At 65.7% G+C, this 13745-nt stretch carries 9 protein-coding genes and 1 tRNA gene; 3 read left to right on the forward strand and 7 right to left on the reverse strand.

What is annotated here, in order from left to right; translation table 11 throughout:
• Position 1: 1 nt before the first annotated feature.
• On the reverse strand, positions 2–1261 hold the full coding sequence (locus tag QX132_RS04450) for a D-alanyl-D-alanine carboxypeptidase family protein (protein WP_316160204.1): 1260 nt from the start codon (positions 1259–1261) through the stop codon (positions 2–4).
• A 164-nt stretch (positions 1262–1425) separates the two neighbouring features.
• On the opposite strand from QX132_RS04450, the gene QX132_RS04455 reads away from it, so the two are divergent.
• Complete coding sequence (locus tag QX132_RS04455) at positions 1426–2379, forward strand: alpha/beta hydrolase (RefSeq protein WP_316160205.1); 954 nt, start codon at positions 1426–1428, stop codon at positions 2377–2379.
• Here QX132_RS04455 and QX132_RS04460 read toward each other — a convergent pair.
• The 4 genes from QX132_RS04460 to QX132_RS04475 all read right to left on the reverse strand — a co-directional run bounded on the left by QX132_RS04460 (position 2376) and on the right by QX132_RS04475 (position 4723).
• Positions 2376–2894, reverse strand: a complete 519-nt coding sequence (locus tag QX132_RS04460) for a GNAT family N-acetyltransferase (RefSeq protein ID WP_315757478.1) — start codon at positions 2892–2894, stop codon at positions 2376–2378. The genes QX132_RS04455 and QX132_RS04460 overlap by 4 nt on opposite strands.
• Positions 2895–2912: 18 nt before the next feature.
• A complete protein-coding gene (locus QX132_RS04465; RefSeq protein WP_315774770.1) occupies positions 2913–3461 on the reverse strand; it encodes a phage tail protein in 549 nt (182 codons plus the stop codon).
• Positions 3462–3523: 62 nt separating this feature from the next.
• Entirely contained in the window at positions 3524–4051 is a 528-nt protein-coding gene (locus QX132_RS04470; RefSeq protein WP_315711949.1) for a phage tail protein, read from the reverse strand.
• A 129-nt stretch (positions 4052–4180) separates the two neighbouring features.
• On the reverse strand, positions 4181–4723 hold the full coding sequence (locus QX132_RS04475; RefSeq protein WP_316160206.1) for a phage tail protein: 543 nt from the start codon (positions 4721–4723) through the stop codon (positions 4181–4183).
• Between the two features lie 1026 nt (positions 4724–5749).
• Here QX132_RS04475 and QX132_RS04480 point away from each other — a divergent pair.
• A complete protein-coding gene (locus QX132_RS04480; protein ID WP_316160207.1) occupies positions 5750–10171 on the forward strand; it encodes an IPT/TIG domain-containing protein in 4422 nt (1473 codons plus the stop codon).
• Between the two features lie 75 nt (positions 10172–10246).
• Here QX132_RS04480 and QX132_RS04485 read toward each other — a convergent pair whose 3' ends face one another.
• Positions 10247–11167: a septal ring lytic transglycosylase RlpA family protein gene (locus QX132_RS04485; protein WP_315797417.1), complete on the reverse strand. Its 921-nt coding sequence runs from the start codon at positions 11165–11167 to the stop codon at positions 10247–10249.
• Between the two features lie 917 nt (positions 11168–12084).
• Here QX132_RS04485 and QX132_RS04490 point away from each other — a divergent pair.
• Positions 12085–12174: transfer RNA gene (locus QX132_RS04490), tRNA-Ser, on the forward strand.
• A gap of 115 nt (positions 12175–12289) precedes the next feature.
• On the opposite strand, the gene QX132_RS04495 is transcribed toward QX132_RS04490, so the two are convergent.
• Complete coding sequence (locus QX132_RS04495) at positions 12290–13723, reverse strand: hypothetical protein (protein ID WP_316160209.1); 1434 nt, start codon at positions 13721–13723, stop codon at positions 12290–12292.
• Between the last annotated feature and the right edge of the window lie 22 nt (positions 13724–13745).

The following is a 13745-nucleotide window of genomic DNA, read 5'->3' on the forward strand; positions in this document are numbered from 1 at the left end:
TCTAGAGCTTCTCGGCCCCGGCGCGGAACATCCCGATCACGAGCTCGCTGACCCCATCGATCGCACGCCGCATCGTGGACCCCTTGCCCACCGCTTCCGCAGCATAGACAGGGGCCTCCATGGCGATATTGGGGCCGCGCCACACCCTGACAACCCCGACCTTCTGCCGGGGCTCGACGGGAGCCCTGACCGGGCCACTGTAGACGATGCGGGCGATCAGCTTGTCGCCGCCGTTCTTCTGCACCATGACCTTGACCGGCACCGGGCTCGACAGCTTGACCGAGCGGCTCTCGCCGCCGAACACCTTGGCGTAGCCGATCGGCTGCTCCGCGGCGAACAGGGTGCGGGTCTCGAAATTGCGGAAGCCCCATTCCAGCATCTTCTTGGCCTCGGTGGCGCGGTCCTCGGAATCCTCCAGGCCATTGACGACCACGATCAGCCGCGTGCCGTTCTGCACGGCCGAGCCGACCATGCCGTAGCCGCCTTCCTTGGTGTAGCCGGTCTTGAGGCCGTCGGCGCCCTCCATCGCGTTCAGCAGCGGGTTGCGGTTCTGCTGCCGGATCTTGTTCCAGGTGAACTCCTTCTCGCCGAAGATCTTATAGAACTCCGGGAAATCCAGGATGATGTGCCGGGCGAGCATGGCAAGCTCACGAACCGTCATCTTGTTGCCGGGATCCGGCAGCCCGTTGGAATTGGCGAAGGTCGATTTGGTGAGGCCGAGCTCGCGCGCCCGCTTGGTCATGTAGTCGGCGGCGAAGATCTTCTCGTTGCCGGCCATGCCCTCGGCGAGCGCGATGCAGGCGTCGTTGCCGCTCTGGATGATGGCGCCGTGCAGGAGGTCGCTCACCGACACCTTGCTGTTGAGCGCGGCGAACATCGTCGAGGTGCCGGAGGGCGCTCCGCCCCGGCGCCAGGCATTCTCGCTGATGCGGTATTCGTCATTGAGCTTGATCGTGCCCTCCTTGACGGCGTTGAACACCACCTCGGCGGTCATCAGCTTCATCATGCTGGAGGGCGCCCGCAGCTCGTCCGCATTCTTCTCGAACAGCACGCTGCCGCTGTTGGCCTCGATCAGGATCGCGGTCGGCGCGTCGCCGTCGAAGCCGCCATCCTCCTTGCGCGCGCCCTGGACGCTCTGGTTGGCAGCGAGAAGCACGCCGCTCCAGCCGACGGCAACCGCCACGGCCAAGGCGATGAGCGCACGCGTCGTCCGTCCGGACGTGAAACCGGCGCGACGCAGCGGTAAGGTCATGAAATCCATCGGCTAAGCTCTGGAGCGCACTGGGAATCTAGCAGCTGCGGGGGGCGCAAACAACTCGGCAATCCCGCGGATCAGACCGCTCTCCCGTGGATTTGCACGGCCTTTCGCGCGGTGCGATACGTCCTGGGCCGGCAATCAAAGGTCGAGCAATCAAGGGGGAAACAGTGTCATCGACGCGGATCATCAAGGCCAACGGAATCGAGCTGTTCGTGCGCGAACAGGGCGAAGGCCCGCTTGTCGTGCTGTGCCACGGCTGGCCCGAACTGTCATATTCGTGGCGGCACCAGATCCCTGCCCTTGCCGCTGCGGGCTATCGGGTCGTGGCGCCCGACATGCGCGGGTTCGGCCGCTCGCAGGCGCCTGACCACATCGGCGCCTACACCATCTTCGACGCGGTCGGAGACGTGGTCGGACTGGTCGGGGCGCTCGGCGAGCGCCAGGCCGTCATCATCGGCCACGACTGGGGCGCGCCGGTCGCCTGGCATGCGGCGCTGTTCCGACCGGACCTGTTCAGGGCCGTTGCCGGACTGAGCGTGCCGCCGCCGTTCCGCGGCCGCAGCCGGCCGCTCGAGACGCTCCGCGCCGGCGGCATCGAGAATTTCTACTGGCAGTATTTTCAAACGCCCGGCGCGGCCGAGGCCGAGCTCGAGCGCGACGTGGCGCTGACGATGCGCACCATGCTGGCGCGCGGCTTCTCCGATCCGCAGTCGCTGTTCGTCGCACCGGACAAAGGCTTTCTCGGCGACGTGACGCCGGATCTCGCTCTGCCGGCGTGGCTCAGCGAGGCCGATCTCGCGGAGTTTATCGCGGCCTATCGCGCTTCCGGCTTTCGCGGCGGCCTGAACTGGTATCGCAACATCGACCGCAACTGGGAGCTCACGGCGCCGTGGCAGGACGCGCAGATCCGCCAGCCGTCGCTGTTCATCGCCGGCAGCGCGGACGCGGTCGTGACCGGGATCATCGGTGCCAAGCGCGTTCAGGAGATAGCGCGCGTGCTGCCGGATCTCCGGCGCAAGCTGATCATCGACGGCGCCGGGCACTGGATCCAGCAGGAATGCGCTGCCGAGGTGAATGCGGCGCTGATTGCGTTCCTGCGCGAGGTGGCTCCTGCTCGCTAGCACGCGAGCGACCGCTCCATCGTGCGATGCGACGCCGTCGCCTCGTCCGCGACGTCGCGGAAGCCAAGCCGGACGTAGAACCTTATCGCGTCCTCATTCGTCGTCGCGACCGCGAGCGAGAGCGCGCCGGCGCCCTGCTCCCGTGCCGCCGTGGCGACCGCCTGCATGATCTCGCGTCCGACACCCGCGTTGCGCGCGCCCGGCAGCAGTGCGAGATCGACCACGTGCCATCTCTGCGCCGCGCGGTCGAGCAGCAGCCGCCCGACCGGCGCGTCGTCTCGGAGGATGATCAGCGATTGCGCCGCAGGACACTGCGCCGCATGGCCCTCGACCTGCGCGCGATATTGCTGCGCCAGCACGAGGTCGAGCATCGCAGGCGGCAAGCCGGCTGCGGCAAGTTGCGCGCCTTTCACGGATTTGAACAGATTGTGCAGGAACGGCTCGTCGGCGGCCTCGGCAAGCCGCAGCCGCAATCGGGCGTCGCGTGAGACTATCTCGGATTCGATCGTCGTCACGCCGACCGAGCTCATCGGTCAGGAGTTGTTGAACGACGGGTAGATGCCGGCATAGGCGATGCACCAGATGAGCGCCTGGGTCGGCTGCGTGTTGTCATGGGGAATGCCCTGCCCGGTCAACGTCATGGCGTTCGGTGCGAGCGTGGTGGTGCTCGGCAGCGGCACGAAACCATTGAAGATGGGATCGATGGCGGCCATGGTCCCGGCCGTTCCCGGACCAGGCGCCGCATTTGCGGCCGTCTTGCTCCCCAACTGCAGACCGTGGGTGTGCGCCGCCATCTCACTGGTGATCAGGCCGACCGTGCTGCTCCCGATCGATTCGCCGATCACGCGTGGCTGAAGGCCCGGACCGTCGCCTTGACTGTTGGTGATGCAGCCGCTGAGGTTGGGCAGTTGAAAATTGCTGGTCCCATTGCCGCCGAAGGCGGTGCCGATCAACGCGAACAGGGGTGTGAATCGCTGGATCGGCACCAACTGGCCGAAGCATGGCAGCCAAGCCTGGTTGAAGCCCTGAGCAGCAAAGGTAAACGGGAAGGCCTGGATTTCGCCGATATACGGGTCCGACACGTGGTCTCTCCTCAAATCCAGTGAAGCGTGAAATCTGCCGACGCGCGTAGGACGAGGCGCGATCAGCCCGATGACGGAAAGATGCCGGCGAAGCAGATGCAGTAGTTGCCCACGACCGTCGGCATGATGTTGTTGTGCGGCAAACTGTTGCCTGCAAGCGCGACGCCGGCCGCCATCGTCTCATACGGCGCGGCGTCTGCTGCCGGCGCGTACAGATTTCCGGCCGACGCCGTCGCCAGGTGAACGGTCGCACCCGGCGTCTGCGTTTCCGCGGTGACGGTCGACGACATCAGCGCGTGGCTATGCGCGGGCATCTCGTTCTCGATCAGGACGTGTCCGTCCTCTCCGGCGATCTCGCCGAGCACATAGAGCGGCAGAGCCGGTCCCTGCCCCTGGCCAATCGGCACCCGGCCGCGCAGATCGGGCGCATTGAAGGTCTGCACGCCATCGCCGCCATAGGTGGTGCCGATGATGGCATAGAGCGTATCGTATTGTGCGATCGCCAGGCTTTGTCCATTGCAGGCCAGCCAGCCATCCGGCACCCGTGGAAACCCGAACAGCCGGATTTCGCCGATAAAGGGGTCTGACATCGCCGAAGTCCCTTTCAAGTATCGATTGCAAATCAATGTCGGGAACGTGTCGCCTCTCACGAAGCGCAGTTCGGGAAAGCTCAATCATGGAAGCGGTTTGCTGGAGCTGAACGCTTCGCGGTCGAAGTCTCAGTCGCGAGACGGAAAGACGCCGTTGAGCGCAATCATGTAGTTGATGACGAGGTACGGCTGCATGTTGTTATGAGCTTGATTGCCGCCTTCATTGAGGACATTCGTGCCCGGCGCCAGCGGCACCTCTCCGCTGCCTGCGGTCACGAAAATAGACTTTGGGCCGGCTGGCGGAATGGTGTTGGTGCCGAACAGATTGTTGGTCGCCGAAGCGCCTCGTCCGGCTCCCTGCGCTGTCGATGCCAAAACGATGTGGTTATGGCTTGGAAGCTGCTGTGCGTTCAGGGTCACCGAAACCGTGCCGCTGGTCATGCCGGCAGGAAAGGTGCCGCTGCCGCCGGTGGACCCGAGAATTGCGCGGCCGCGCAAGTCGGGGAGCCCGAAGGTCCTGACGCCGTCACCACCGTAGTACGTCCCGAGCAATGAAAACAGCGCCTGATTGGTCTGGATTGCCAGGAGCGCGCCGTTGCACAGCGCCCACCCTCTCGGCACCGTCGTGCCGGCAAAGGGCATGATCTGACCCAGGATGGGCTGTAACGGCATGCTCCCCCCTCTTCCATCAGGCGATGGATCGCCTTGTCATTGAAGCGCGGAATATCGACGCGCGATGGGTCAAAAACGCAGTGCGCCACGACGCATATGCTCGCAAAGATTGTTAGTGGGCGGAACCGGCACAGTCAAGCCCGCACGCGCAGTCATCGAGAGCAACAACTTCTGGCGGTGTCGCTTGCGCAGCGAGCGCCGCTCAGTCGGCTGCCACGCAACCGGCGCTGCTGCGGGAGGGCGCGGCGGGCCCAGGCGGTTCCACCACACACTGCCCTGTTGCCGAGCCGCAACTGACGGTCGAAAAGTGCTCGCGATGGCTGGGTTTTGCCGGGAACAATCGTCTGCCTGCTTGCTCGCCGCGCACCGTCACGGCCTAATGCACGCAAACGACCTAATACACACAATAACAGTCGAATTTTTTATCAAAGAATTTGCAGCGGCATCATCCAGCTCGAGGACGGGCCGCGAGGGGGCGTCGTGAATCTCACTGCCGGGATCTGGATGGTGGTCCGTGCCATGGGGTACGCATTCGCCCACGCTTTCGGCTTCTCGCTCGACAGACCGCCGGCACGCCCGTCCTCCCATGCGACAGCCTCTGCCTCACGGCCCGGCAAAGCCGGCGCGCGGCGCTACGCCGTCGTCTCGGCAGTGGTCTCGGCAGTCGTGGGCCTCGTATCCTTTGCTGCAAGTGACGCCTGGGCTGCCAACTGCACGGCAGTGTCCGCATTGACGGTTTCGACGAGCATTCAGCTGAACTCGCAGATCACATTCAGCGTCAATGGCGCCACCGGTCCCGGCGCGACGCTCGTGCCGAAAACGGGCACACAATACAATCGAATCGCCAACAGCGGCCTGTACAATGCGTGCGGAACTGACACAAATACTGGTTTCCCGATTACAGGGGCCGGATCCGACACGTCCGCATCGATCGCTGGTTCGAATGGGGGCGTCTACACGATCACGCCGATAGAGACGATTGATCCCAATAACGGCAATGCCTACTACGTAACTTATAATCTGACGATGACGACGGCGCCGCCGACGACCTCCGACACGATCATTCTGAACTATTCGTCGACGACTGATGTTGGCACTGGCACGTTCGGCACCACCGATAGTGGCCTGACCATCTCGCTCTCGAACGTCACGCCCAGCCTCTCCGTCACCGCATTGTCACCGAGTTCCGGCCCGACCGCGGGCGGCAACTCGGTCGTCATCACCGGCACTGGATTCACGGGGACCACCGGCGCCGGCGGCGTGAAGTTCGGTTCGAACAATGCGACGAGCTACGTGGTCAACTCCAACACCCAGATCACGGCGGTCGCGCCGGCCGGGTCGGCGGGCACCGTCAATGTGACGGTCACCAATGGCGCGCCATCCCAGGCGGCGGCGGCGAATCAATACACCTATGTGGCCGCGCCCACGGTATCGTCGATCGCGCCGACATCGGGCCCCGGCTCCGGCGGTACATCTGTCGTCATCACCGGCACCGGCTTCAGCGGCGCGACCGCGGTGAATTTCGGCGCTACGGCTGCGACCGGATTCACGGTCAACTCTGCCACCCAGATCACCGCGACGTCGCCCTCCGGGACTGGCACCGTCGATGTTACCGTCACCACTGTGGGCGGAACATCGGCCACGTCTGCCGCCGATCAATTCACCTACATTCCCGCACCGACCGTGACCTCGATCTCGCCGACCTCGGGTCCCGGCGCCGGCGGCACCACGGTGACCATCACCGGCACCAACTTCAGCGGCGCCACCGCGGTCAATTTCGGCGCCACGCCGGCGACCGGCTTCACGGTCGACTCGGCGACCTCGATCACCGCGACTTCGCCAGCGGGAACGGGCACAGTCGACGTCCGCATCACGACAGCCGGTGGCACCTCGGCCACCTCGGCTGCCGACCAGTTCACCTACATCCCCGCACCGACCGTCACCTCGATCTCGCCGACCTCGGGGCCGGTGGCCGGCGGCACGACGGTCACCATCACCGGCACCGGCTTCACCGGCGCCACCGCGGTCAATTTCGGCGCCACGCCTGCGACCGGCTTCACGGTCAATTCGGCCACCTCGATCACCGCGACCTCGCCCGCTGGGACCGGTACGGTCGATGTCCGGGTGACGATTCCGATAGGCGGCACCTCGGCGACCTCGGCGGCTGATCAATTCACCTATGCCGCCGTGCCGACCGTGACCTCGATCTCGCCGACCGCAGGTCCGACAACCGGTGGCACGTCAGTCACGATCACCGGCACCGGCTTCAGCGGGGCGACGGCGGTCAATTTCGGCGCGACGCCTGCAACCGGCTTCACGGTCAACTCGGCCACCCAGATCACGGCAACCTCACCGGCCGGCACCGGCACGGTCGACGTGACCGTCACGACCGCCGGTGGAACGTCGGCAACCAGTGCCGCTGACCAGTTCACCTATGTCGCAGCACCGACGGTGACCTCGATCTCGCCGACATCGGGCGCTGGTGCCGGCGGCACCTCGGTGACGATCACCGGCACCGGCTTCAGCGGCGCAACGGCAGTGAATTTCGGCGCCACGCCGGCGACCGGCTTCACGGTCAACTCGGCCACGTCGATCAGCGCAACAGCGCCGGCCGGCACTGGGACCGTTGACATCAGGGTCACGACCGCCGGCGGCACCTCGGCGACCTCGGCAGCCGACCAGTTCACCTACATCCCCGCACCGACAGTCACCTCGATCTCGCCGACGTCAGGTCCGGCGGCTGGCGGCACCACGGTGACCATCACAGGCACGAACTTCACCGGCGCCACCGCTGTCAATTTCGGCGCCACGCCTGCAACCGGCTTCACGGTCAACTCGGCCACCTCGATCACCGCGACCTCGCCGGCCGGCACCGGCACCGCCGACATCAGGGTCACCACTGCAGGCGGGACCTCGGCGACTTCGGCGGCCGACCAGTTCACCTATATCGGCCCGCCGACCGTGACCTCGCTTTCGCCGACATCCGGGCCTGTCGCCGGCGGCACCTCGGTGACCATCACCGGCACCAGTTTCACAGGGGCGACCGCGGTCAATTTCGGCGCCACACCGGCGACCGGCTTCACGGTCAATTCGGCCACCTCGATCACGGCGACCTCACCGGCGGGGACCGGCACCGTCGACGTCCGCGTGACCACCCCGAGCGGCACCTCGGCGACGTCGGCGGCCGACCAGTTTACCTACTCGCCGGTACCGACCGTGACGTCGATCGCGCCGACCGCCGGGCCGTTGGCGGGGGGCACGTCCGTGACCATCACCGGCACCGGCTTCACCGGCGCCACGGCGGTGAATTTCGGTGCGACGCCGGCAACCGGCTTTACGGTCAACTCCGCCACCTCGATCACCGCGACCGCGCCGGCCGGCACCGGCACCGTCGACGTCAGGGTGACCACCGCTGGCGGCACTTCGGCCACCTCTGCGTCGGATCAATTCACCTATACGACAGCTCCGACAGTCACCTCGATCTCCCCAACCTCCGGACCTGGGATCGGCGGCACCTCGGTCACCATCACCGGCACCGGCTTCACGGGGGCGACCGCGGTGAATTTCGGCGCCACCGCCGCGACCGGCTTCACGGTCAACTCGGCCACCTCGATCACCGCGACATCGCCAGCGGGGACCGGTACGGTCGACGTCAGGGTCACCACCGCCGGCGGCACCTCGCCGACCTCGGCGGCTGACCAGTTCACCTATATCGGCGCGCCCACCGTGACATCGATCTCGCCGACGTCAGGCCCCGCGGCCGGCGGCGCCACGGTCACCATCACCGGCACCGGCCTCGCCGGTGCGGGAGGCGTGAAGTTCGGCGCCGTCAATGCGGCGAGCTACACCGTCAATTCCGCGACCTCGATTACGGCCACCTCGCCCCCCGGCACCGGGGCGGTCGATGTGACCGTGACCAACAACGGGCAGACGTCCGCGACCTCAGTCGCGGACCGGTTCACCTATTTGTCGGCGACGACGCAGACAACCCTGAGCTCGTCGCAGAACCCGAGCCAGGGCGGTCAACCCGTGACGTTCACGGCAACGGTCACAGGGTCGGGTGGAACGCCGACGGGCACGGTGACGTTCAGCGACAACGGCACACCGATCGGAACAGCGACGCTGAGCGGCGGCGTTGCGGCCTTCACCACATCCGCGCTGGCGGTCGGCAGCCACACCATCATCGCAAGCTATACCGGCAGCCCAACCTTTGCGGCGAGCACCTCACCCGGCCTTGCGCAGACCGTGAACGTTCCGCTCGACAGCGTCAGGCTTCGCGCGTTGCAGCTCAACGTCACCAAGATGGTGGCGCAGAACTCAGGCCAGGCCATTTCCGGGGCGATCGACGATGCCATCGCTGATGGCTTCAACGATGGCGGCGCGTTCGTGACGCCCAGCAACGGCCGCATGCGCTTCAATTTCTCGGCTGACCCGCGGGACCAGGACGACGCCGCGGCGGTCCCGAGCTCGGCCAATCCGGGCAGCAGCGCCTTTACAGACCGTGGCGGAAACCCCGGCCCGGGCGGCAGATCCGCCCGTGGCCGGTCGCGCATCGACAATGCCTTCGCAGCGATCGACCAGCAGACGCCGGAGAAGGCGTTGCCAAAATGGCACGAGGACAAGCAGTGGCTGCTCTGGGCCGATGTGCGTGGCACCAACATCGACCGTTGGAGCACGACCAGCGCGTTCGGTGTCACTCAGGCAAGCCAAACCTCGCTCTACGGCCGGCAGCTCAACGCGCTGATGGGGTTGACCTACAGGGCGACGCCGAATGTCCTGGTCGGCGTGCTCGGCGGGTATGAGACGTTCAGCTATACCGAGCAGGATATCAACGGGAAGCTGAAGGGAGACGGCTGGACGGTTGGCGCCTATCTCGGCTGGAAGATCTTGCCGACACTCCGCTACGATGCGACGGTAGCCTATTCCGGCATCGGCTATAGCGGCACGGCCGGGACGGCGCAGGGCAATTTCAACGGCGAGCGCTGGATGGCGTCGACGGGACTGACGGGCATGTACAAGGCCTATGGCTTCCTGCTCGAGCCCTCGGCCAAGGTCTACGGGCTGTGGGAGCACCAGAATGCGTATACCGATTCGCTCGGCACCCGGCAGGGCACCAATGACTTCGCCAGCGGCCGCGCCTCCGGTGGCCTGAGAGCCGCCTACCCGGTGGCCTGGTTCGACAGCGGCATCGTGCTGACGCCGTTCGTCGGTATGTATGGCGACTATTACTTCAACAAGGAGGATGCCAACACGCTCGCCAACGGCGGCACCGGTCTGGCCTCGACCCCGCTGCTGCAGGGCTGGTCGGCGCGCGCCACGGGCGGTCTCGGCATCAGGACTCAGGGCGGCGCCAGCGTCGGGCTCGGCGCCGAGTTGGGCGGCATCGGCAGCACCACCCGCGTCTGGACCTACTCGGCGAGAGCGCGCGTGCCGTTCTCGGCCCAATAAAGCTTTGCTGATCGCCGGAATCAAAACCGCCCCGGCATGGGGCGGTTCACGTGAACAAGCCGTGCTTGGCGGAGTTCAGTACAGCCCGCGGCCGCTCATGATGTCGCGCGCCTCGTTGGCGCCGTCGTTCGGCTCTGCCCTGCCCTGCGAGACGTAGCGGCCGTCCTGGTCGTAGGACACAGCGCGCGGGTTCTCGAGGTTGCGGCCCCGCGTCCTGCTGGACGCCGACATTTCCGAGGTCGCGCCGATCGAGGCGAGATCAGCCGAGCCGTTGCCGAGCGTATAGGGGCGCCCTTCGGGAAGCGGGATCTCGCCGCGAATCGGACGGCCTGTGCCCATCTCGGGCACGAACGGCCTGGCCGAGGCGACGCGCACCAGGGACGGTGCCGGCGCCGGGATGCCCGTGCGCAAGGTCGCCATCAACTGGACGTCGTCGGAGCCCTCCAGCGGGGCGCGGCCGACATACTCCACCCGCACCTTGGCGATACCGTTGCCCTTGAACTCGAGCAGATCGGCCGCCTTGTTGGAGACGTCGATCAGCCGGTTGCCGTGGTATGGCCCGCGATCATTGATGCGGACGATGAGCGATTTGCCGTTGGCGAGATTGGTGACGCGGGCGTAGCTCGGCAGCGGCAATGTCGGATGGGCGGCCGTCAGCGACGTCATGTCGAAGACCTCGCCATTGGCAGTCAGGCGGCCGTGAAAATCATCGCCATACCAGGACGCCATGCCCTCGGCGCGGTAGTTGGCGTCCTCCTCCGGGACGTAGGTCTTGCCGGCCACGGTGTAGGGCTTGCCGATGCGGTAGACGCCGCCGCCCTTCGGCACCGGCTCGCCGAATCCGACGACGCGCGGGCTCGACGACACGCCGTATTTCGGATCGACCTTGCTGGCGAACTTGTTGGACGAGGCGCAGTTCGCGACCATCAGGCAGGCGAGGACGGCGACGGCACTGCGCACCGCTCTCTCGACCGGATCTGTTTGACCAATCCCCATCGACCCCAATTACCAATGTGCCGGTCGCAGCCGGGCCATCCCATCAGCCCCGCGCGCCGCGCGCTTGTCCCCGCGAGTCGCGTCCCCCGCAACTCAACGCACAAGGATAACGCAACCCGAACACGGCGGAAATGGGGTAGGCCCCGCCGTGGTTAACCGGAGCTTTCCGGAGGACGATAGCCGCCTAAGCGTGCGCTCCGCTCCGTCTCCTCGTTGCGAGTGCACCTTTTTGGACACATATGTTGCGTGAAATCCTCACTTGAGAGTGTTCTCATTTCCCGGGACCTGAATCATTTTGACTGTGCAGGGCTGCACGTCGTTTGCTTCACGTGGGGCGCAACAGGGTGTGTTCGCTATGATCGAAGCAATGACGGCAGTGATGGGCTTGGTTGGCGCCGGGATCTTCCTTGCTCATGCGTTTGAAGGGGTCCGCTCGCGGGCCTGATTCCGGACGGATCGGACAGCCGACGTCATGGTCGGCTCTCGTCCGCTTCAAAGATTTCGTCCGCTTCAATAACGACACTTCAGGAACATCCCTGAAGCCGGCAGTTTCGACCAACAGATCTTTCAGACCGCTCTTCGTCCGGTCCTCCGCTTCTTCCGATCAACGTGAGGTCGGACCGGCAGCCCAGCTGTAGAAGGTGGCCCATGCGATACCCATACCTACGACGTCAAGACGTTGGACGTCCGGACTTGCTTTCGAGTAGCTTTCTCGCCCTGGCAGCGCTGAGCACGGCAGTGTTGTGCTCGAGTCTGATGGTTTTCGCACTCCGCTAAGCCGCGGGCTTTGAGCTGATGCCGTTCGGGCAGGCGTGAATGCGCCGTTGACGAGCCGCAAGCCAGCACCCTAAACAAGGATCGCGTCGCTACCGCGCCGTCATGGCGCGGGTATCGCCGTTCCGGAGACGATGCCGGATGGAAGGGTGGCCGAGTGGTTTAAGGCACCGGTCTTGAAAACCGGCGTGCCCGCAAGGGTACCGTGGGTTCGAATCCCACCCCTTCCGCCAAGTCTCCTTCCACGTCCCCGAACTTGCCGCTGATCCGGGACCCGATGGATCGGCTGGCCGCGCACAACGCTGGCGAGCGCGCCCGCAGCCCCCCTGCTCAGAGCCGCGCGCCCGGTCAACGACCAGGGTGCGCGCCAGGGCTTGCCTGCGGCGCGCGGTGGCCGTTCACGGCGCCGGCGGTCTCGGAGGGCACGCCGACCCGCTCCATCAGTTCGCGAACGTCGCGGATGCGGTTGTCGAGAAGGCCGTGCATCTCGCTGAGCGTCCAACGCAGCTCATCCAGCGCGCCCGGCGCCGCGTCGGGAAAATGCGAGAGATGATAGACCATCTCGTTGAGGACCTGCCGCAGCCCGTACAGGTCGTCATGGGCGAGCTTCTGGACATCGAGCTGGCCGAGCAACCGCTGCACGAAGCTGCGCCGATCGGGCGGCACATGGCGCAGATCGACGAACCGGTTGACGTGGAAGGCTCGCGGCGCCTCGGCACTGCCGGCCGCTTGGGCCAGCGCGAGGCGCACGTTGTCCGCGTTGAGATCCTCGGTATCGACGGAGAGCGTGTTCGGGAACAGGCTCTTGTAGCGTTCGATCAAGGCGTGGGTCTTGTCGTAGTACCAGCCGAACTTGTCGGCCAGCGACAGATCCATCCATTGCTGCCTCGACATCTCTCCGAAGTGGAAAGCGGTCGGACGCTTGCGACGCGCGGCCGGCGAATCGGCGTAGTAGAGGTGGTTCTGCGGCGACATCTCGGCATTCTCCACCAGGCTTGCGATGCACGCCGCCCGGTCGCGCCGGCGCAGATGCACCAGCGTGACCTGATCGCCGAGGAGCTCGGCGATGATCGGCAGCACGGCCGCGTAGCCGTTGCCGACGACGCAAGCATGGGGGCAATCGAGGATCGTCTGACGAATCTGATCCGCGAAGCTGGGATCGTTGGTTTCCTTGAGCTGGCAGAACAGCTCATTGAGCTCGCTCGACGCCCATTCGTGCACGGCCCTGTCGCCGTTGCCCTGGTTGTCGAACACCTCCTGCATCATCCGCGTCAGCGACGTCGTGCCGTCCCGGCCGGTGCCGACGCACAGCACCCGCAGCGTGGAAGGTGGAGAATTCCTCAGGGCCGCGTCGCGGCCATTGCCGGAGGGGCGCGTCGCTCCATTGTCCGAGACCACGGCCGGGCGCTTACGCGCCAGCCGGCGAAGCTCCGCGGACGCCGCCTCCCACTCCAGCCTGTAGCCGTCCCGCTCGTCGCGCAGGCGGCCCATGATCACGCCCCTCTCTTCGGTGATGCGCCTGTACCGCTCGGACTCATCCTTCGCAGCGACCAACTCCGCTTGCAGCGCATCGACGAAGCGTTTCACGTCCGCATCGAGGCGGCTTTCGGTGCTGGCGGTGCCAATCCCCAATCGGTTCTCGATCCACCGGCGCAGTCGCACTCTCGACAACAATAATCCTCCAAGACATCGAGCCGAACGGCCTGCTGATCGTCTGCCGCCCGATCGCTGCTGCGATTCAGCACGCCTGCGAAGGCCGCCCTGCCGGCTCCGGCTCTCCATGTAATACAATTGCAATGTACAT

The sequence above is a fragment of the Bradyrhizobium sp. SZCCHNRI20481 genome, from assembly GCF_032485055.1.
Classification (GTDB): domain Bacteria; phylum Pseudomonadota; class Alphaproteobacteria; order Rhizobiales; family Xanthobacteraceae; genus Bradyrhizobium.